This window comes from Sphingobacterium sp. UBA1897, from assembly GCF_002337775.1.
Lineage (GTDB): Bacteria > Bacteroidota > Bacteroidia > Sphingobacteriales > Sphingobacteriaceae > Sphingobacterium > Sphingobacterium siyangense.
The window spans coordinates 83,605-101,278 of record NZ_DDGR01000024.1 but is presented as its reverse complement, the minus strand read 5'-3'; the positions used below and the strand labels follow the sequence as shown (position 1 = coordinate 101,278).

Genomic DNA, 17,674 nt, shown 5'->3' with positions numbered 1-17,674 from the left:
GACTTTTCAGTAAAAATTAAATACACTGTATCGATTAATTGCTGATACTCGCCAAATTACCTTTCTTTTTATTTACCAATCGTGTTTAGCGATGATAACTACTAAGTAACTTTCATAAGGTTTGGCACCTTTGCATTCAACATAACCAATCCCAATATCATATAGCGAAGCGTTCCACTGATCCATACCCAATAAATGGGTACGATGATGATAACCCGGAGCCTCCTTTCCAATAATTAAGGCCTTAATGCCAGCGGTAGCACCGGATCGGTTGGCCGCAATGGACTCAAAATTGTTTGCATTTCGTTTTGACAGCCATGCCGGATTAAGCTGATATCCTGCCTCGTCAATGAAATAATTAGGTCCATAGCCCTCAGGTGAGACATGGTCAAAATAAGAACGTTTAGCCATATCTTTTGCACGATAAACCGCAACCTCGGCCAATTGTTTGTTCCAATTGAGTTTGGTTCGTTTAATCTTCTGCAGATTAAAAAGCTTCAGTTCCTTCTTATACTTTTCGGGATTTGTACGAATTTTGTTCAATAACTCATAGGCCTCGATGGCTTGACCATGATCGACAACCACGCGTTGGGCAAAAATAGACTGTGTAAAAAGCAGGGTAAATGCTAAAACCAAATAGTTCATACGTAAATAATCTCTTCTTCAATGACCTTACGAAATATCCAGATGATATTGCCAGCTTAACTTAATTTTATCGCGTCCAAAATACAATCGGGCACAGTACCTGTACTTTTTCAATAGGAATATTTCGTATCAATCCTTTAACCCTAAAAGACCATATTTAGTATGCAACGTTTAATCTTTTTTTGATTTATTTGTAGTCAGAAATTGTATAAGCATGGGTATTAGACTAATAAAGATAACGGCCAGAATAACAAGGGAAAAATTATGTTTAAAGAATGGCAGCTGTCCAAAAAAATAACCTGCAAGCATAAACAATGAAACCCATAATATACCGCCAATTAAATTATATTTTCCAAAGATCCTGTACGGCATTTTACCAATACCGGCTACAAATGGCGCAAAAGTTCTAACAATGGGCACAAATCGCGCATAAATAATGGTCCTCGTTCCATGTTTCGCATAAAAATCCTGTGTTTTTTGCAGGTAAGTCGGCTTAAATATCCTTGATCCTGGCTTAAAAACACGTATTCCAACATATTTACCAATTTCATAATTCACGAAATCCCCGGAAATAGCGGCGAAAACTAAGATGACCATAAATAGTGGTAAAGAAAGCGGACAATCGGGGCGGGCAATTATCGCACCCAGGGCAAATAAAACTGAATCACCAGGAAGAAATGGGGTAAAAACAAGTCCTGTCTCCGCAAAGATGACTAAAAACAAAATCAGATAAGTCCAGTTTTCATAACTATTGATCAGTTGCAAAAGATGCTGGTCGATATGCAATATAAAATCAATAAACTGTGAAATGATTTCCATTTTTTTGATCTATAAAAAAAGGGAATCTTATTGGATTCCCTTTTTAGTTTTTATCTTTTCTTTAATAAGCTCGAAGATTATTGGCAATATCGATATAAAAATAATGATCAATACGACCTTCGAGAAATTATCTCTGATAATCGGAATATTTCCTAAAAAGTATCCTGCGAGGGTTATACCACCCACCCACAAGACAGCTCCTACGACATTATACGTAATGAAGGTGCCATAATTCATCTTTCCAATCCCCCCAACGAAAGGCGCCAAGGTACGTACGATAGGTACAAATCGAGCGATAACGATTGTTTTACTGCCATATTTCTCATAAAAAGAATGAGTCTTGGCAATTTGCTCATCTTTGACTACCTGCTTACCAAAGAGCTTAAATTTCGTTAGGCGCATACCAAAATTCTTACCAATAGCATAGTTTAAGGAATCCCCAGAAACCGCGGCTACCAATAAAATGAGAATCATCAACCATACGTTAAGATCATTTGGTTGTGCGGCTAGCATGCCCGCTGCGAACAATAAAGAATCTCCTGGTAAAAAAGGCATCACAACCACTCCGGTTTCTACAAAAATAATAAGAAACAGAATAAGGTATGTCCAAGTCTGATAATCATTGACTATTTCAACCAAATGTTTATCAATATGGAGAATAAAGTCTATAAGATGCGTAATTAGTTCCAAACCCTGACGAAGATTAAGCGTTGTTTAACATAACAGGCATCACCAACATCAAAATATCTTCATGATCTTCAGATACGGCCGGAATCAATAAACCGGCACGATTTGGCGTACTCATCTCCAAAACAACTTCTTCACTCTCTAAGTTATTTAACATCTCCACGAGGAATTTGGCGTTAAAACCGATTTCCATATCATCCCCTTCAAATTGACAGGACAAGCGTTCATGCGCTTCATTAGAGAAATCTAAATCTTCTGCAGAGATATGCAATTCACTTCCTGAGATCTTCAGACGAACCTGATGGGTTGTTTTATTAGCAAAAATCACCACACGTCTCAAGGTATTTAAAAACAATAATCGATCTACAGTTAACTTGTTAGGGTTGACTTGAGGGATTACAGCAGCATAATCTGGGTAACGTTCATCAATCAAACGACAGATCAAATTAATATTGCCAAAGCTAAAGAACGCATTGGTTTGATTATATTCTATCGATACTGTAACATCATCGGATGGTAGCGACGATTTGAGCAATGAAAGTGCCTTTTTCGGCAAAATAAGTGATGCTGGTTTTTCAGCACCGATATCAGTTCTCGAATAACGCACCAACTTGTGCGCATCGGTAGAGACAAAAGTCACATTCTTTTCAGCTAATTGCACCAAAACACCGGACATCGCAGGTCTCAATTCGTCGTTACTGACAGCAAAGATTGTTTTACTGATCGCTTCTGACAAAATAGGAGCTGGCATCTGAATAACTGACCCGTTATCGATTGAGGGAATTTTAGGGAAATCGTCGGCATTCTCTCCACTCAATTTATATTTTCCATCACCTGCACTGATCTCAATAGCCAAGGTATTCATATCTACTGAAAATGCTACTGGCTGATCTGGTAAGGTTTTTAATGTCTCGATCAAAATCTTCGAAGGCATGGCTACTCTTCCCTCTTCTTTTGCTTCGATCTGTAAGGAAGTAACCATACTAGTTTGCAGATCCGTAGCAGAAATAGTCAAGTTATTGTCTTTTATTTCAAAAAGAAAGTTTTCCAAGATAGGCAAAACAGTACTTGTACTGGATGCGCCATTGATAGCTTGTAACTGCTTTAATAAAATTGATGTTGATACAATGAATCTCATTTCCTGAATACTAATTATTATGTGCAATAATACACAAATTAATCAATATTTTTCAGTTTTATAGGCCGCTTTCTTTCCACATAAAGAGATTTCGATCGTTCAAATAAGCAATTGTATTTCAATTAATAAGCACAGCGCCAAAAGTATAGAAAGCAAATTCGGCCCGATAAATCACAATATTTATTACATTTGTATAATAGCAGTAGTGTATGCAGTTTAAAGAGATCATTGGGCACAAAGACATCAAAGAACATTTAGTTCGCACGGTTCATGAAAATCGTGTGAGTCATGCGCAATTATTTCTTGGTCCAGAGGGCTCTGGTAGCCTTGCATTAGCCTATGCTTATGCACAGTTTTTGAATTGTGAAAACCGACAGTCAACCGATAGTTGTGGCGAATGCCCCTCTTGTCGAAAATATAATAAGCTGATCCATCCCGATCTCCACATGTCCTATCCTTTCATAGCCAAACATAAGGAAGATACGGCATCCGATTATGCGGACAGCTGGCGAAAATCTTTTTTATCCAATCCGTACATGGGATTGGAGTATTGGCGCAATCAATTGGATGCGGACAACAAACAGGTCAATATCAATATTGCCGAGGCGCATGGTATCATCAAAAAACTAAGTCTCAAATCCTTCGAAGCTGAATATAAGGTTTTAATTATGTGGCTGCCCGAATACCTGGACACACAAGGCAATGCGCTGTTAAAGTTAATCGAAGAACCACCCGAAAAAACGCTCTTTATTCTGGTTGCAGAAAATCAGGACAAAATATTAAATACAATCATATCACGTACGCAATTGGTCAAAATAAAGAAACTGGATCATAGTGAGGTAACACAATACTTAAAAACGGTACATCAACTTTCGGATCAAGAGGCGTCAGAGATTGCTTTTATTGCAGATGGAAATCTCCAGGAAGCAACCAATCTATTGCACGCGCAGACAAATAATCATTTTGGCATTTTAGTCAATTGGTTACGTTTCATTGTTTCAGATGCGGGAACCAATATGATTTCCCTGGTAGAAGAAGAGCTCTCAAAAATGGGGCGAGAAAACCAAAAAAGCTTTCTTTTTTATGCAATTAATATGATGCGTCAGATTATATTAATCAAAGAAGGGCTTTCCAGTCTCGTATTCTTACCGGCCAAAGAATTGGATTTTGTCCAAAAATTTGCCGTACACTATACCGTTGAACAAATTGAAGCAACAATAAATCTATTTGAGGAAACACATTATTTTGTAGAAAGAAATGCAAATCCCAAAATATTATTTTTAGATTTATCTTTGCAGTTAACATTAATATACAAGTACAAAACGTTTCCGAAAGGAACTCAATATATAATATAGAAAACTATGGGATGTGGCAGTTGCTCATCCGGCGGAGGTTGCGGTACTACCACGACAAATGGTACACCAGCAGGATGTCAGAACAATGGCTCTTGCATGACTAGCGGATGTAATAAATTAGATGTATATGACTGGCTTTCCGATATGGATATGCCTTCAAACTATAAACCATTTAATATCGTCGAAGTACGATTCAAGGGATCACGAAAAGATTTCTTTATTAATGTAGACAATACCTACCTTGAAATGGGGGAAATGGTCGTTGTAGAACCTTCTACTGGTGGCTATGATATCGGACATGTCTCCTTAACGGGTGAATTGGTCAGACTACAATTAAAAAAGAACAATGTTACCCCAGAAACGGTAACTAAAAAAATCTATCGGAAGCCCAATGAAATGGATGTAGAGAAGTATAATGCAGCAAAAGATCTCGAATGGGAAACTATGCACAAAGCACGTAAACTGGCTTTGGACCTGGGTTTGTCCATGAAGATTTCTGATGTTGACTACCAGGGCGATAAAACCAAAGCTACCTTCTACTACACTGCTGAGGGCCGCGTGGATTTCCGTGAGCTTATCAAAAAAATGGCTGAAGCTTTCAGAATACGCATTGAAATGCGCCAGATAGGTATGCGACAAGAAGCTAGCCGTCTCGGTGGAATCGGCTCCTGTGGTCGCGAACTCTGCTGTTCAACCTGGCTAACGGATTTCAAAACAGTATCCACGTCGGCAGCACGTTATCAAAATCTTTCTTTGAATACGTTAAAGCTAGCGGGACAATGCGGAAAATTAAAATGCTGTCTCAATTATGAATTAGATAGTTACATGGATGCTTTAAAAGACATCCCGAATAATATCGACCGCATCGAAACGCTAAAAGGAGTTGCTTATCTTCAAAAGACCGATATTTTCAAGAAAATGATGTGGTTCTCTTTTCCTGGAGCTGAAAATTGGATCGCCATTCCCGTTCAACAAGTCAAAGAGTTTGTCGAAATGAATAAGCAGGGGATCAAACCGGAAGCAATTTCGAGTGCAGTAGATAACGATGAAGTCAGAGAAGAGAAAAATATCAATTACGATTACGAAAATGTAGTCGGACAAGATAGCTTAACTCGACTTGATGACCGGAATAAAAGAAAGAAAAAAAGAAAATCCAAAAGCAATACTGTCAAACCTGAAAGTAAGGCTGGACAAAAAACTGAGAAGTCCGAACAAAGTACACCTAGACAAAGTGCTAAACCTCAGATTTCGACCGATGCTGGAGCTCCAAGCGCGAATAAAGAGAATAAAGAAGGATCTAACAACAGACCCAAAAAGCGTTTTAATCGCCATCGGAATAAAAACAAAGGTAATAACAACAATGCTGCACCGAAAGCAGAATAAAAAAAATATGCCTAATTTTAACCCATTAGGCATATTCTTTTTATAAATAAACATGAAACTCAAAAGCTCTCCCTTCCTTATTGGTTTGTTATGTATTGGCATAGGGTGTTCTTGTGACCAAACTTTTGTCATAAATGAAAATAAACCCATTGATAATAAAGCTTGGCTGAATACATCACCGCCTAGTTTTCAATTTCATATCGGCGACAAAACCAAACGATATGATGTATTGATGGATGTCCGTCATACAACAGAATATGCTTTTTCCAATCTTTTTGTACTTATTTACCAACGAGGCCCAGATAAAAAACAATATACTTATCGTAAAGAAATAAAAATGGCCAGACCGGATGGAAAATGGCTTGGAAAATCCTCTGGCAGCTTGTATAACAATCAATCCATCATCCATAAAGATTACCTATTTCCGGATACAGGAATTTATACGATTTCCATCGAACAGAACATGAAAGAAAATCCGTTGAAAGAAATCACAGACGTAGGGTTAACCATTGTTCCAAAATGATACGCTTATTACGATATCTATTATTTCCTTTTACCATCATCTATGCCCTTGTGGTGTGGATAAGAAATCGATTATATGATCTTAAGCTGCTTCCATCGCGGTCTTTTGACATTCCAACCGTAGTTATAGGAAATCTTGCCGTTGGTGGGACAGGAAAAAGCCCAATGACTGAATTTGTGGTATCCAGCCTTAAAGGTCACTTTAAAACAGCAATACTCAGTCGGGGGTATGGACGCAGCACCAAGGGGTTTTATCTGGTACAAACGGATTCATCAGCTATGGATGTCGGTGATGAGCCCTTACAGTTCAAAAATAAATTTCCGGCTGTCACTGTTGCAGTTTGTGAGGATCGTTGTACTGGAGTTGAAAAACTTCAGTCAACTCATCAACTTATTATTCTGGACGACGCTTATCAACACCGAAAATTATCGCCTCTTTTCAATATATTATTATTTGATTTTTTATCATTTTCTCACCCTATGTTCGTATTTCCCACAGGAAACTTTAGGGATCTCCTTATGGAGGCTAAACGCGCACAGATCATAACGATTACGAAATGTCCTATTGATCTTTCTAATGAGCAAAAAAAACGGATAGAAAACAAAATCAGGTATTATAACAAAGAAGCTTTAATAGTATTTAGCTATATCGACTATCTTGAACCCATCAATAGTAAAGGAAATCTAATCGATGTCAAAGGCAAAGATATTATTTTGGTTACGGGTATTGCTAAACCTCAACCCTTAGTAGATTATCTCCAAAACAAAACCAATTCAATCCAACACATTTCCTTTAAAGATCATCATTCTTTTACTGAATCGGATATCAATCAAATTGCAAAATCTTACCACGATCTGGCGAGCAGCAACAAGATCGTATTGACAACTGAAAAGGACTTTCAGCGACTAAAACCTTTTAAACAGCAATTTACTGCAATTGATTTGGCTTATCTGCCGATCGGTCTTCAATTTCACGACCCTATCCAACAGGAAATATTCCATGAAAGGCTATATAATGCAGTGGCTCAAAGTGTTAATCAACCTTAAATTTTGTTAAGATCAGATGCTATACTAAACTTTTTCATCAAATTTATATTCTATATGTAAACAGAGAATCTCAAAAGTTTTCGCTCTGTCTATAATGAACAAATTGAGTGTATACCCGATATTCGGCACTCATGATATAAACTATACAAAGATGAAAAAGAAAATTTTAATGGCAGTAGCTTGTCTATTTTTAAGTGCTACAGGAGTTTTTGCCCAACAACGTCAGCAACGTAGTCCTGAAGAACAAGCTAAAATGCGCGTAGAGCATTTAGACAAATTATTAAGCCTAAATCAAACGCAAAAAGATTCGATCTATAACCTTACATTAAGTCAGGCTCAACAACGGGCTGCTCTTCGAAATGATGGTGGAGATCGAAAAGCGAGTATGGAAAAATTTAAGCAGCATCAGGAAATACAAACAACCAAAATCAAATCATGGCTTACTCCAGACCAAGCTAAGCTATTTGACGAACAACAAGAAAAAATGAAAGAAAGAATGTCTAAACGTTCCGACAATTAATAAAGCTATCTTAGAAAAGGCCTTGTTTTTTGACAAGGCCTTTTTTATTTCACGTTCAGTTTTATTCTGACGTTATCATCACAATTAAGTTCGTCTAACTTTATCGATCCTGTTAACTGTGCAATAACAGCGATATCATCAATTTTTGCATTTCACACCATATATAAAAATCCATATTACAATGAATTACAATCAGTTAATGTTAAAACTTTGTTAAAGTAACATAGTTGATACAATATAAATACCCCTTTCCGAGTTTTTATAGCAAGATCGTTTAATTGTAACTTTTTAAATACAATAGATATGAAAAAGCTAATTTTAACAGGAATAGGATTCATTCTAGCGATGGGCCTAACGTTTGCACAACAGGGTAGTCCCGAAGATGCAGCTGCTAAAGCAACGACTGAACTTGTACAGAAACTGCATCTGAATGATGAGCAAAAAACTGCAGTATCAACTATTCTATTGGATCAGGTAAAAGCAGAACAGACAATAGTAAAAGATACTGGGTCTTCTGCTCAAGCGAAAAGCGAAGCGCTTAATAAGCTACAGACTGAAGTAGATACCAAAGTCAGTCAATTACTTACCGAAGATCAGAAATCGCTTTATCAAAAAGTCATAACTGAAAGACCAGCTAAAGCTGTGCCGACCGCAGCTGAGCCTACGAAAACTGAATCTGGTCAATAATCGACAACAAAGTAAAATTAGGTAGCAGAAAAACATTGAATAATTTCATCTAAAATTGAACATCATGAAAAAGTTATTTTTAGCAGGCATAGGTTTCTTCCTAGCGATGGGCCTAACATTTGCACAACAAGCACAAACAACACCGGAAGAAAATGCAACAAAGGTAGTGACTGAATTAGTCACAAAGCTGACATTAAATGACGAGCAGAAAACTGCGGTATCAACAATCGTATTGGATCAAGAAAAAGCTATAGCGGCTGTCATTCAGGACTCCACGACTAAGGTTGACGTCAAAAAGGAGAATATTGCCAAAATACAGGGTGAATCAGATACTAAAATAGCACAGTTGCTAACAGATGAACAAAAAGTTGCTTATCAGAAATATGTAACTGAGCGACCTCCGGTAAACATTCCCGCAACGCAAGAAACAACAGAACAAAAAGAATCCGGTAACGGACAGAGCAATCAACAACAACAATAACCATTCGAGAACGAATGAAAATCCTCTGGGTATGTAATGCATATCCAGAGGATTTTTTATGCCTTACAGGGCCTTAAATACATTAAAAAAGGGCTGTCCAAGTAATATGGACAGCCCTTCTAGTGTTTTGCTTACGATAATTGACATTAAGATTTTAATTTTTTCATAATGTCACTTACATAAGTTTTAAATTTCTTGTCAGTTTCAATTAAATCCTCTACGGTTTGACAGGCATAAATGACTGTCGAGTGGTCTCTTCCTCCGAAGAATGCTCCAATCGATTTTAGTGAAGATTTGGTATGTGCTTTTGCTAAGTACATCGAAATTTGCCTGGCCTGCACGATTTCACGCTTTCTAACTTTCGACTTTACCATATCCACAGGAACTTCAAAATATTCACAGACTAATTTTTGAATAAAGTCCATTGAAATTTCCTTATGGGTATTCTTCACAAAATTCTTCAACATGGATTTTGCTAAGCCCAAATCGATCTCTTTTTTGTTCAAAGTAGACTGAGCCAATAATGAAACCATGGCTCCTTCCAATTCACGAACGCTGTTATCGATCTGTGTTGCGACGTACTCCACTACATTTTCAGGTAAGTCAATACCATCGGAATACATCTTCTTCTTCAAAATTGCCATTCTCGTCTCAAGATCAGGAATCTGAATATCTGCAGATAATCCCCATTTAAAACGACTAAGCAAACGTTCCTCCAAACCAGCTAAATCCTTAGGTGCTTTGTCTGAAGTCAAAATAATTTGCTTTCCAGATTGATGCAAATGATTAAAAATATGGAAGAAAATATCCTGTGTTTTTTCTTTACCGGCAAAGTTATGTACATCATCCATAATGATGACATCCATTGCTTGATAAAAGTTAACGAAATCATTGATTGTATTATTTTTCAATGAATCCACAAACTGCTGACAGAATTTCTCACAAGACACATAAATGACCAGTTTATCGGGAAGATTTCTCTTGATTTCATTTCCGATTGCTTGGGCAAGGTGTGTCTTTCCCAAACCAACATCACCATAAATCATCAAAGGGTTGAATGAAGTACCACCCGGCTTATTCGCTACAGCATAACCTGCTGAACGAGCAAGACGATTACATTCACCTTCGATAAAATTTTCGAATGTGTAGTTTTGATTCAATTGCGGATCAACCTGCAATTTTTTCAATCCAGGAATAACAAATGGATTTTTGATATCTCTATTTAAAGATACCGGTACAGGGATAGATTGTCTTTTCCCTTCTGCTCCATTGCCATTCGATGGAAGATTAGTCGTATAGGGATGAGAAGCTGAAGACTTCTCCACTACAATATTGTATTCCAATCTACCTTGTTCTCCTAAAAATTTCTTTACGGTCTTACGAAGAATTCCTACATAGTGTTCTTCCAGCCACTCATAAAAAAATAAGCTAGGCACTTGAATAGTCAAAACGTCACCCTCCAAACGGACTGCTTTCACAGGTTCAAACCAGGTCTTGAAACTTTGCGCTGGTATATTATCTTTGATAATCGAAAGACAATTATTCCAGACACTTGAATACGTTTTTTCCATTCTAAAATTGTTAATAAGTTGATTTACAATACGCGACAAAAAATATGTTGATAACTTTCTCTGAGAACGAAGATGACAAAAAAATATCAGCTAAAAAACTAAAATATAAAATAATTAATAAACCATTATATATCAGATATTTACTATGTAAAATTGTGGAAAACTAGCGCTAAAATTGATCTCTAAAAATAATTATTAACATTCCAAATTTATTTGAAAAAAAAGAACAAAAAAAGTAGCAAACTAACTACGTCTCAGTCCTTAAGGTCTAAATCTAAATTAACCAAAATAATAGCTAATTACAATCTTTAGTTCATATATTTTTAATATTAAATTTATAAGAATTTAAAGCCAACTTAACATCATTGCTAATGGACGATTCAACTTATTTATGTCCAACTGTAAAACAAAAATCTATATAATTTATCCGAAAGAAAAAAACACATTGTAACATATGAGATTAATTTTGAGCTCCAAAAAAGCTATACTATAGAAACAAAAAAGGAGGTCCATATGGATCTCCTTTTTTGTTTCTTATAGTGTATAACTTTTATCCGACCATTGAACTGGTCAATTTTCCATTACAAAGTTTTTTAGCTTCTGCTATGATCGCATTCGCATCGTAGTGGGCATTCTTCCACTGTGCATTTTGTTCAGCATGCTCAATGATCTTATCGGGAATACCTAAACGAACCACTTGGCTATGATATCCATGATCTGCCATAAACTCCAATACAGCGGAACCTATTCCCCCTTGCAAACTTCCATCTTCAACCGTGATAATTTTATCAAACTTTTTAAAGACCTGATGGAGTAAGACTTCATCTAATGGTTTAGCAAATCGAAGATCATAATGTGCTGGGTGTATCCCCAATTCATTCAACTGCTGTACCGCTTTAACGGCTTCATTTCCTATAGCGCCAAAGCTCAATATAGCAAGCTCTTCCCCTTCTGTTATAAGACGTCCTTTTCCAATTTCTATTTCCGTAAATGGGCGACTCCAGTCTGGCATAACACCATTTCCTCTAGGATATCTAATAACAAATGGACCTTTATTGGGTAACTGAGCTGTATACATTAAATTTCGTAACTCTTCCTCATTCATCGGCGCAGAAACCGTCATATTTGGAACACAGCGCATAAATGCGATATCATAAGCTCCATGGTGTGTCGCACCATCCGCTCCTACCACGCCCGCACGGTCTAAACAGAAAACGACGTTCAGATTTTGCAATGCAACATCATGGATTACCTGATCATAGGCCCGTTGCATAAACGATGAATAAATATTACAAAATGGCAATAGTCCCTGAGTTGCAAGTCCAGCACTGAAAGTAACAGCATGTTGTTCGGCAATACCGACGTCAAATGCACGCTCAGGCATAGCTTTCATCATAATATTCATGGAAGAACCGGATGGCATTGCAGGTGTTATACCCACAATCTTATCATTCTCTTCTGCAAGCTCCACCAAGGTATGTCCAAAGACATCCTGAAATTTGGGAGCTACCGGTTTATCATTCGAAGACTTCTTGATCTCACCGGTAATTTTATCAAATAAACCTGGAGCGTGCCACTTCGTCTGGTCTTTCTCCGCCAACGCGAAGCCCTTTCCTTTGATAGTGACAGCATGTAATAATTTGGGACCTGGTATGTGTTTAAGATCTTCTAGCGTTTTAGCCAATTTTTTAACATCATGCCCGTCAACTGGCCCAAAGTATCTAAAATTTAAAGATTCAAATAAATTAGCATTTTTCAGCAAAGTTCCCTTTATGCTTTTTTCAAGCTTTTTGGCAATGCCAAGTGCATTGGGACCAACTTCTGAAATCTTTGTCAATACTGCTGCTATATCGTCTCTAAATCTATTGTATCGCTTAGAGGTGGTAATGCTTGTCAAATACTCCTTTAATGCACCAACATTCGGATCTATCGACATGCAGTTATCATTTAAGATCACCAAAAGATTTGATTTAGAAATTCCAGCATGATTCAATGCTTCAAATGCCATTCCTCCCGTCAAGGCACCATCACCGATTACAGCAATATGCTGACGGTCTTTCTCACCTTTTATCTGAGAGGCAACAGCCATACCCAGCGCAGCAGAAATAGATGTTGACGAGTGACCAACACCAAATGCATCGTATTTAGATTCAAAACGGTTCGGAAAGCCCGAAATTCCGTTCTCAATTCGATTTGTATGAAATATATCGCGACGCCCCGTTAGGATTTTATGTCCATAAGCCTGATGACCTACATCCCAGATCAATTGATCGTACGGGGTATTCATTACGTAATGTAACGCCACCGTTAACTCGACGACTCCCAAACTTGCTGCAAAGTGACCACCATTAACCGAAACCTGATCAATAATAAATTGACGTAATTCCTGACTTAACTGTTCTAATTGGTCTTCCTTTAGCTTTTTAAGATCAGAGGGATCGTTTATTTTACTTAATAGTTCTCCAGCCTCAAACTGCATAGTACTGCTATTTACATGATATGTTCGTACAAAGTAACGACAATTTTATTTAATCTTTAAAATTAAATCGCATTTACATATTGAGGTACAACAAATAAAATAATGAATAGTTTGTATCGAAGTTATTCCAAAAGATTTTATATGTAAATTTGTATAAGATATGCAAGTAGAAGAAGGCTACGAAATCAAGCTTCCTCAATTTGAGGGACCTTTTGATTTATTATTATTTTTTATCGAACGGGATGAATTAAATATCCACGATATACCTATTTCAAAGATTACAGATGATTTTTTATCGTATGTTAGCCAAATGCAAGCGCTCAATATGGAAATGGCAAGCGAGTTTATCTTTGTTGCTTCGACACTGATGCGTATTAAAGCTAAAATGCTCTTGCCTCGTCTAGATCTTGATGAAAATGAGAATGAAATCGATCTTAGAGAAGATCTTGTTCAAAAACTTATTCTTTATAAGCAATTTAAAGAGACCTGTGAAGATTTGAGAGTCTTGGAGGAGGATCGTCTCAAACTATACAATCGAGGCAACATACGCTATGATATCCAACAAAGACTAAAATTAGATTCTACCGGAGAAAATTTGGATAGCTTCGACCTTTATAGTCTAATGATGATTTACGAGCAAATGATGTATCAATTCCGTAATCGCCCCCCAGAAGTAACACATACAGTTGTCAAATATCCATACACCATTGAACAACAGAAGAAAGCAATAGCCGAACTAATTGAAATCAATAAAAAATTGGATTTTCAAGAAATTCTTAAAAACTCAGAAAATAAAATACAGTTTGTTTATAACTTTTTAGCAATTCTTGAAATGCTGCAACAGAGATTATTACAGATCGAAGTGGGCTTAGGCTATAACAATTTCAATGTAGGTGAAAGAGATCCAAATGAGGTAGAGGAACTCCGGCTTGAGGAGCAAGAAGCATAAAAAAAGACCTGTTTTGAACAGGTCTTTTTCGTATTAATCTTTTTTCTTAAAAGCATTCCAACCCTGGGCTGTTATCGGATAAAGATTCCCTGACTTGGAAATCATTTCACAGCCTTCAGTACTTGGGGTCATATAACCAATAATGCTAATATCCGGTAAGTTTTTGATTTTATCATGATCAGCCTGAGCTATTGTGAACAGTAGTTCATAATCTTCACCACCATTAAGTGCAGCTACGGTTGGATCAATACCAAATTCCCGCCCCGTATCATAAGTCATCTGATCCAATGGAATCTTTTCCTCATATAATCTGCAACCTTTGTCAGATTGCCTGCAAATATGTAGAATTTCCGATGCAAGCCCGTCTGAAATATCCATCATCGCTGTTGGCTTGATCCCTAGCTTGGCAAATAATTCAACAATGTCTTTCCGGGCTTCAGGTTTCAATTGACGTTCAACGATATAATCCTTTCCCTCTAAATCAGGCTGTACATTGGGATTTTCTAAATAGATATCCTTTTCACGCTCCAAGAGCTGTAAGCCCATATAAGCTGCCCCTAGATCACCAGACACACACAAGAGATCACCTTCCTGCGCACCACTACGATAAACGATCTGATCTGTATCAGCATAACCTATGCTTGTCACAGAAATAACCAAGCCTTGGGCTGAAGCGGAAGTGTCTCCGCCAATTAAGTCGACATTATATTTCTTACAGGCAATCAATGCTCCCTGATAAATCTCTTCTACAGCTTCCAATGGAAATTTTGAGGACAGACCTATTGAAAAGGTAATTTGTGAAGCTATTCCGTTCATCGCGTAAATATCGCTCAAATTGACCTGAACAGCTTTGTAACCTAGATGTTTTAACGGAACATATCTAAGATCAAAATGAATCCCTTCCAACAGTAGATCAGTAGATATCAAGGTTTTTTTACCTCCAAAATCTAGAACAGCAGCATCATCGCCAATCCCTTTAATTGTGGATTTTTCTGTTAATTCTACAGCTTTTTTTATATAATCAATCAAGCCGAACTCACCCATTTCTTCCAAATTGGTTCGCTCGGTGTTTTCAAAATCAAACATGCTAAAAAGTTTAAAAGTTTAATATAGATAATGCCTGCTGATAATCATCTCCCAGAGAGATATCCGGATGGCATTACAAAATAAGTTTTACTATAAGACCAATGCCCCCCTGCTTATACATTGGACTCTTTTCGTTGAACTGCATATAAACAGCTCAACGAAATCATTATTGACCATTGAAAACCAATCAGTTATTATCTTGGTATGATCAAAAATTATGCAGATTTCTATAAGCCTAAACTTGCCGATATTTCCAACATACGTTCAATAGGACGCTGGGCTCGGAGAATAACATCCTCGGGAAGAAGGATTTCAGGCGATTCATACTTCAGACAGTTATATAGCTTCTCAAGCGTATTAAGCTTCATATGCGGGCAATCATTACATGCACAGGCATTATTAGGAGGTGCAGGGATAAAAGTCTTATGTGGACTTGCTTTTTGCATTTGGTAGAGAATACCTGATTCTGTAGCAACAATATAAGCCTGGGCCGTATCTGTCTGGGTAAATTTAAGCATGCCGGCAGTCGATCCCACATAATCGGCTATCGCCAGTATATGATCTTCACACTCCGGATGGGCAATAAACTTAGCATCAGGGTGCTCGCTTTTCAAACGATCAATTTTATCTTGAGAAAAAATTTCATGGACCATACATGCACCATTCCAAAGCACAAGATCTCGTCCAGTTTTCTTTTTAACGTATGCTCCGAGATTACGATCCGGCCCAAAAATGATTTTCTGATCCGCTGGCAGGCTCTCTACGATCTGAACAGCGTTACTAGAGGTACATACGATATCGGAAAGCGCTTTCAATTCCGCTGTACAGTTTACATAAGTGATGACCAAATGATCAGGATATTGTTCCTTAAATTTAGCGAAAAGATGCGGTGGGCAAGAATCTGATAGCGAACAACCTGCTTTGGCATCTGGCAGAAGAACCTTTTTCGTCGGTGAAAGTATTTTAGCCGTCTCAGCCATGAAATGTACTCCAGCAAAAACAATTACATCTGCATCAGTTTTCGCAGCTTCCTGGGATAAACCAAGGCTATCTCCTATATAATCCGCTATATCTTGAATTTCAGACTCTTGATAATAGTGAGCCAAGATGACAGCGTTCTTTTCTTTCTTTAACCGTTGGATCTCTTTAATCAAATCCAGTGAGGGATCAATCGGAGCATCGATATAACCTTTTGCTTGAAGCTCATAATTTACAATTTCCATGCGAGTAGTTTCAACTTTTATGAACAGCAAAAATAAGCATTGTTAGATATATAAAAGTCAATTAAAAGCAAATTAATCAGGTCGTGGTAATATACCGCTCGCTTGAATGTGATGCATTATTAGATAATAACAGATAAAACACTGATATAAAACCTCTTATTAATCAATAATAGATTACAACGGATCTACCGAGTCTAGCTTATTGGATAATGTCAGTTTTCAAATTTGATCGAACAGCTACAACTGTTGCCCAATTACATGATCTTGCAGAACTGACAGTGAAATACCTATTTAAAAAATACAAATTAAACATTTACAAATATTAATAGTTAAATTAATTTATATAAAGTTTAATTACGCAATATTACGTCCATATAAACTCTTTTAGACTTGAATATTTAGGAAACTATTCAAATTCTTCATTTATACCAAAAGCTGAAAGGGTTTATTTCACATTATTTCGATCTTCGAAAATCAGTTTCATCCGCATCAAACCTTCATAGCCTAAGGAACGTTTTTAGGCATATTACAAAACAATGAAAAATATAGCACAAAAGGAAGCTTTATTTATTAACATTTCAGATTAAAAAACGTTTTTGAGCTCTTATAGGAGAGATTAATGGATTCTGGATTGATCAATAATTTTATATCAAATTCTCAGCGGGTTTATTTTGTAAATTTGGAGTAAACTGTATATGCCTGCAGCATTGAAAGCGTACGAAATAGCTTCGAAAGCAAAATAAACGCTCTCAGAATCGTCTATAGGATATTGTATCATCATCTTCCCTAGATATGCCATTCTAATCGCAAATATTTGAAGTTTATATATTTTTCGTTTACCAACCACATACAGCAACGGAGGCCAGAATTGGGCGAAAATCAATTTTCATCAATAAAAATAGGTCAGAGACAATCAATACAAAACAATAATCTCTGGAATAAGTGCTTTTACATTTGCATATAAAGATACTAGCAGCTTATAGAAATGAATATAGGAATGTAGCGATGTAAATTTATGCCAATTCAGGGTCGATAGCGTTGAATGAAATAGTTAAAATAAACCCTATAAGAATTGGATATTT

General features: G+C 36.9%; 16 protein-coding genes. 8 read left to right on the top strand and 8 right to left on the bottom strand.

Annotated elements, in window-relative coordinates:
• Positions 1-72: 72 nt before the first annotated feature.
• The 4 genes from B4N43_RS15695 to dnaN form a co-directional block, all read right to left on the bottom strand.
• Positions 73-645, bottom strand: coding sequence for a CAP domain-containing protein (locus B4N43_RS15695; protein WP_088159751.1), 573 nt, complete (start codon positions 643-645; stop codon positions 73-75).
• 171 nt (positions 646-816) lie between these two features.
• Positions 817-1,464, bottom strand: a complete 648-nt coding sequence (locus B4N43_RS15690; RefSeq protein WP_286735540.1) for a DedA family protein — start codon at positions 1,462-1,464, stop codon at positions 817-819.
• Between the two features lie 27 nt (positions 1,465-1,491).
• The gene (locus tag B4N43_RS15685; protein ID WP_075990435.1) at positions 1,492-2,154 is read right to left on the bottom strand and encodes a DedA family protein; all 663 of its coding nucleotides are present in this window, start codon (positions 2,152-2,154) and stop codon (positions 1,492-1,494) included.
• 13 nt (positions 2,155-2,167) lie between these two features.
• A complete protein-coding gene (gene dnaN / locus B4N43_RS15680; protein WP_088159749.1) occupies positions 2,168-3,289 on the bottom strand; it encodes a DNA polymerase III subunit beta in 1,122 nt (373 codons plus the stop codon).
• Positions 3,290-3,498: 209 nt separating this feature from the next.
• Here dnaN and B4N43_RS15675 point away from each other — a divergent pair, with 209 nt between their 5' ends.
• The 7 genes from B4N43_RS15675 (at position 3,499) to B4N43_RS15645 (ending at position 9,284) form a co-directional block, all read left to right on the top strand.
• On the top strand, positions 3,499-4,644 hold the full coding sequence (locus B4N43_RS15675) for an ATP-binding protein (protein ID WP_088159748.1): 1,146 nt from the start codon (positions 3,499-3,501) through the stop codon (positions 4,642-4,644).
• A gap of 6 nt (positions 4,645-4,650) precedes the next feature.
• Positions 4,651-6,027: a PSP1 domain-containing protein gene (locus B4N43_RS15670; RefSeq protein WP_208734247.1), complete on the top strand. Its 1,377-nt coding sequence runs from the start codon at positions 4,651-4,653 to the stop codon at positions 6,025-6,027.
• A 52-nt stretch (positions 6,028-6,079) separates the two neighbouring features.
• The gene (locus B4N43_RS15665) at positions 6,080-6,550 is read left to right on the top strand and encodes a gliding motility lipoprotein GldH (protein ID WP_145328248.1); all 471 of its coding nucleotides are present in this window, start codon (positions 6,080-6,082) and stop codon (positions 6,548-6,550) included.
• Complete coding sequence (lpxK, locus tag B4N43_RS15660) at positions 6,547-7,596, top strand: tetraacyldisaccharide 4'-kinase (protein WP_286735539.1); 1,050 nt, start codon at positions 6,547-6,549, stop codon at positions 7,594-7,596. Before B4N43_RS15665 ends, lpxK begins: the two co-directional genes overlap by 4 nt.
• Before the next feature lie 151 nt (positions 7,597-7,747).
• Positions 7,748-8,116 carry a hypothetical protein gene (locus B4N43_RS15655; protein ID WP_286735538.1) on the top strand — a complete coding sequence of 123 codons (369 nt, stop codon included), beginning with the start codon at positions 7,748-7,750 and terminating at the stop codon, positions 8,114-8,116.
• A gap of 303 nt (positions 8,117-8,419) precedes the next feature.
• Complete coding sequence (locus B4N43_RS15650; protein WP_088159744.1) at positions 8,420-8,803, top strand: hypothetical protein; 384 nt, start codon at positions 8,420-8,422, stop codon at positions 8,801-8,803.
• A gap of 64 nt (positions 8,804-8,867) precedes the next feature.
• Positions 8,868-9,284 carry a hypothetical protein gene (locus tag B4N43_RS15645; protein WP_088159743.1) on the top strand — a complete coding sequence of 139 codons (417 nt, stop codon included), beginning with the start codon at positions 8,868-8,870 and terminating at the stop codon, positions 9,282-9,284.
• 146 nt (positions 9,285-9,430) lie between these two features.
• On the opposite strand, the gene dnaA is transcribed toward B4N43_RS15645, so the two are convergent.
• Together dnaA and dxs are read right to left on the bottom strand one after the other, a co-directional pair.
• Positions 9,431-10,855: a chromosomal replication initiator protein DnaA gene (gene dnaA, locus B4N43_RS15640; protein WP_046672557.1), complete on the bottom strand. Its 1,425-nt coding sequence runs from the start codon at positions 10,853-10,855 to the stop codon at positions 9,431-9,433.
• 550 nt (positions 10,856-11,405) lie between these two features.
• Complete coding sequence (gene dxs, locus B4N43_RS15635) at positions 11,406-13,334, bottom strand: 1-deoxy-D-xylulose-5-phosphate synthase (protein WP_286735537.1); 1,929 nt, start codon at positions 13,332-13,334, stop codon at positions 11,406-11,408.
• 160 nt (positions 13,335-13,494) lie between these two features.
• Here dxs and B4N43_RS15630 point away from each other — a divergent pair, with 160 nt between their 5' ends.
• Positions 13,495-14,283 (top strand): segregation and condensation protein A, encoded by a 789-nt coding sequence (locus B4N43_RS15630; protein ID WP_286735536.1) that lies wholly within the window; start codon positions 13,495-13,497, stop codon positions 14,281-14,283.
• Positions 14,284-14,316: 33 nt separating this feature from the next.
• On the opposite strand, the gene thiL is transcribed toward B4N43_RS15630, so the two are convergent.
• Positions 14,317-15,369 carry a thiamine-phosphate kinase gene (gene thiL / locus B4N43_RS15625; RefSeq protein WP_088163402.1) on the bottom strand — a complete coding sequence of 351 codons (1,053 nt, stop codon included), beginning with the start codon at positions 15,367-15,369 and terminating at the stop codon, positions 14,317-14,319.
• A 227-nt stretch (positions 15,370-15,596) separates the two neighbouring features.
• Entirely contained in the window at positions 15,597-16,592 is a 996-nt protein-coding gene (nadA, locus tag B4N43_RS15620; protein ID WP_088163401.1) for a quinolinate synthase NadA, read from the bottom strand.
• Between the last annotated feature and the right edge of the window lie 1,082 nt (positions 16,593-17,674).

Excerpts from the sequence above, each read along its gene's own strand:
- dxs (WP_286735537.1), bottom strand. The coding sequence starts at position 13,334 with ATGCAGTTTGAGGCTGGAGAACTATTAAGTAAAATAAACGATCCCTCT.
- B4N43_RS15675 (WP_088159748.1), top strand. The coding sequence starts at position 3,499 with ATGCAGTTTAAAGAGATCATTGGGCACAAAGACATCAAAGAACATTTA.
- dnaA (WP_046672557.1), bottom strand. The coding sequence starts at position 10,855 with ATGGAAAAAACGTATTCAAGTGTCTGGAATAATTGTCTTTCGATTATC.
- B4N43_RS15650 (WP_088159744.1), top strand. The coding sequence starts at position 8,420 with ATGAAAAAGCTAATTTTAACAGGAATAGGATTCATTCTAGCGATGGGC.
- thiL (WP_088163402.1), bottom strand. The coding sequence starts at position 15,369 with ATGTTTGATTTTGAAAACACCGAGCGAACCAATTTGGAAGAAATGGGT.
- nadA (WP_088163401.1), bottom strand. The coding sequence starts at position 16,592 with ATGGAAATTGTAAATTATGAGCTTCAAGCAAAAGGTTATATCGATGCT.
- B4N43_RS15665 (WP_145328248.1), top strand. The coding sequence starts at position 6,080 with ATGAAACTCAAAAGCTCTCCCTTCCTTATTGGTTTGTTATGTATTGGC.
- B4N43_RS15670 (WP_208734247.1), top strand. The coding sequence starts at position 4,651 with ATGGGATGTGGCAGTTGCTCATCCGGCGGAGGTTGCGGTACTACCACG.
- B4N43_RS15690 (WP_286735540.1), bottom strand. The coding sequence starts at position 1,464 with ATGGAAATCATTTCACAGTTTATTGATTTTATATTGCATATCGACCAG.
- dnaN (WP_088159749.1), bottom strand. The coding sequence starts at position 3,289 with ATGAGATTCATTGTATCAACATCAATTTTATTAAAGCAGTTACAAGCT.
- B4N43_RS15655 (WP_286735538.1), top strand. The coding sequence starts at position 7,748 with ATGAAAAAGAAAATTTTAATGGCAGTAGCTTGTCTATTTTTAAGTGCT.
- B4N43_RS15630 (WP_286735536.1), top strand. The coding sequence starts at position 13,495 with ATGCAAGTAGAAGAAGGCTACGAAATCAAGCTTCCTCAATTTGAGGGA.
- B4N43_RS15645 (WP_088159743.1), top strand. The coding sequence starts at position 8,868 with ATGAAAAAGTTATTTTTAGCAGGCATAGGTTTCTTCCTAGCGATGGGC.
- lpxK (WP_286735539.1), top strand. The coding sequence starts at position 6,547 with ATGATACGCTTATTACGATATCTATTATTTCCTTTTACCATCATCTAT.
- B4N43_RS15695 (WP_088159751.1), bottom strand. The coding sequence starts at position 645 with ATGAACTATTTGGTTTTAGCATTTACCCTGCTTTTTACACAGTCTATT.